3 protein-coding genes and 1 pseudogene are annotated in these 2,555 nt (G+C 61.1%); all 4 read right to left on the bottom strand.

Features of this window, described 5'->3' with window-relative positions:
• Positions 1 to 176, bottom strand: a pseudogene (locus ENZ74_RS28640) (RNA polymerase sigma-54 factor); the annotation flags it as partial.
• Positions 177 to 375: 199 nt separating this feature from the next.
• On the bottom strand, positions 376 to 1,194 hold the full coding sequence (gene lptB, locus ENZ74_RS28645; protein WP_013529586.1) for an LPS export ABC transporter ATP-binding protein: 819 nt from the start codon (positions 1,192 to 1,194) through the stop codon (positions 376 to 378).
• Positions 1,194 to 1,775 carry an LptA/OstA family protein gene (locus ENZ74_RS28650; protein WP_013529585.1) on the bottom strand — a complete coding sequence of 194 codons (582 nt, stop codon included), beginning with the start codon at positions 1,773 to 1,775 and terminating at the stop codon, positions 1,194 to 1,196. The genes lptB and ENZ74_RS28650 overlap by 1 nt, the downstream gene beginning before the upstream one ends.
• Positions 1,762 to 2,475 carry an LPS export ABC transporter periplasmic protein LptC gene (gene lptC, locus ENZ74_RS28655; protein ID WP_013529584.1) on the bottom strand — a complete coding sequence of 238 codons (714 nt, stop codon included), beginning with the start codon at positions 2,473 to 2,475 and terminating at the stop codon, positions 1,762 to 1,764. The genes ENZ74_RS28650 and lptC overlap by 14 nt, the downstream gene beginning before the upstream one ends.
• Positions 2,476 to 2,555 lie beyond the last annotated feature (80 nt).

Raw genomic sequence — 2,555 nt, forward strand, 5'->3', positions numbered from 1 at the left:
GCGGCATCGTCCTGCGGCTCGGCGCGCTCCAGCAGCGGATTGCGCTCGATTTCCTCGTCGATGAAATGCTCGAGTTCGACATGGGTGAACTGCAGCAGCCGAATCGACTGCATCAGTTGCGGCGTCATCACCAGCGACTGCGATTGTCGTAGCTGTAGTTTGGCCGCCAACGCCATGGTTCGGTTTCAAACGCCTCGTCTACGCATCCGGACTTCCGGAAAGGAATTTTGCAGCCGGCCATAGAAACTGGCCCGGCTTTTGCTTGTCAAGGCAATTGGTAGCAAAACTCGCTTACCGGAGCGTTATCTCGGAGCAAAATCGAGGAAAAAGCGCCGCGCGAACCGCAAAAATCGTGTCAGGAAACAAATTTCACGCTCAGAGGGTGAAACCCTCGCCGAGGTAAAGTCGCCGCACATCCGGGTTTGCCACCACTTCGTCGGCCCTTCCATGGGTCAGCACCTGGCCGGCATGGATGATGTAGGCGCGGTCGATGAGGCCGAGCGTTTCGCGCACATTGTGATCGGTGATGAGGACGCCGATGCCGCGCGCCGTGAGGTGGCGCACCAGTTGTTGAATATCCGCGACGGCGATCGGATCGATGCCGGCGAAAGGCTCGTCGAGCAGCATGTAGGCCGGACGCGTCGCCAGCGCTCGCGCGATTTCCAAGCGTCGCCGCTCGCCGCCCGAAAGCGACATGGATGGCGCCTTGCGCAGATGGCTGATGTGGAATTCCTCGAGCAGTTCGTCGAGATTGCGCTCGCGCACCTTGCGGTCCTTTTCGACCACTTCCAGCACGGCGCGGATATTCTGCTCGACATTGAGGCCGCGGAAGATCGATGCTTCCTGCGGCAGATAGCCGATGCCGAGGCGTGCACGACGGTACATCGGCATCGACGTGACATCGAAGCCGTCGATCTCGATCGTGCCTTCATCCACCGGCACCAGGCCGGTAACCATATAGAAACAGGTCGTTTTGCCGGCGCCGTTGGGGCCGAGCAGTCCAACTGCCTCTCCGGCGCGCACGCCGATGGTGACGCCGCTGACGACCTTGCGGCCCTTGTAGCTCTTGGTCAGCCCCTTGGCGATCAGGGTTCCCTTGAACTTTCCCGCATCGACGGTCACCGTGGCCGGCGCCGAAAGCTTGCCGGCGGCCCGTCCCGGAAGACGCGCCGTCAGCGACGACAGGCTGGCCATCAGGGGTTCGTCGCTCCCGATTTCGGCGGCGGCGTGATCGACATCTGGACACGTTGCCCAGCGCATGGATCCACCTGAGCCAGCCCGCTTTTCATCTGCACGGTAAGTTTGCAGCCCACCAGAACGTTGTCGTTTTGCGACAGAACGACCTTTTTGCCCGAAAGCACCAGCACCTGGCTCTTCATATCGAAGCTGCCTTGATCGCCGGTCGCGATCTGCGCATCCGACTTGATATAGACCTTGTCGGAGATCTCCAGGTGGTCGATGTTGGCCGAGCCCGTCATCGCCGCACCCGCGGCCTCCGTGCCCTTGGCAGCGGCGTTGGGGTCCTTGACGTAGTAGACCGTCATCTTGCCGGCCTTCATCAATGTCGGCCCCTGGACGACGCTGACATTGCCCGTGAAGATGGCGACACTGTCGGCCTGGCGGACTTCCAGCTTGTCGCTCTCGATCTGGATCGGCTTGTCGCCGGACAGTTTGAGGCCTGATTGACTGGTCGTCTGCGCCCATGACGGCACGAGTCCGAGCAGCAGCAACGCTGAAGTTGCAGCCGCGAGCCGCGTCGAACTACTGAGCCGCATTGGTTTCTCCGCTGTTTCCCTGTGCCGCCTTCAGGGCGGCGGAATCGATGTTGACGCGCACTTTGTTCTCGAAAACCAGAATCTTGCCATTGTCCTGGACCGACATCGTATCCGCCGTGATCCGCGACCCGCCACGGCTGACATCGACGGGATCTCCTGTCTTCATAGTGCCTTTGCCCATGTCGAGGAAGACCGATTTGAACTTGGCCTGCATGCCGTCGGTCGTGGTGATCGTCACGTCGCTGGTCAGGTTCATCGTATTGCCGTCGCGATCGTAGGTGCCGTGCGAGGCCTTGACCGCCGCCACATTGTCGGACGCGATCGGCACCTTGGCGTCGATGCCTTCCAGCTCGATGATACCTTGCGTGCTGACATCCTGAATGGCACGCAGCGCCGTCATCGAATAAGGCTGCTTCTGCTTGGTGAAACCGTTGAGCTTGGGATTGGCCATCACCAGCTTGCCGTTGGAAAAGGCAGTGCCTTCCGCCTGAATCTTCACCGAGACGGGTGCGGCGAGATAGGAATAGACCGGGAAAGCGACCGCTATCAGTGCTGCGGCCACCGGCACGGCAAATTTGAGAACGCGCACGCGGCGCGAATGACGCTGTGCACGGTCGAAAGCATCGCCGCGCGTCCGGCCGTCCGCCGGGGGAGCCAACACCGCCTCGGCGTCGGTCGGTTCAATCGGTCGCGCTAACATTCACTGCTTTCTTCTAACCCTGCCCGCCCTTGGGCACCGCCTATAGGTGGGACGCCGGCGCTTTCAAGCAAGCACAAGCC

The sequence above is a fragment of the Mesorhizobium sp. M7A.F.Ca.CA.002.15.2.1 genome, from assembly GCF_003998715.1.
Lineage (GTDB): Bacteria > Pseudomonadota > Alphaproteobacteria > Rhizobiales > Rhizobiaceae > Mesorhizobium > Mesorhizobium ciceri.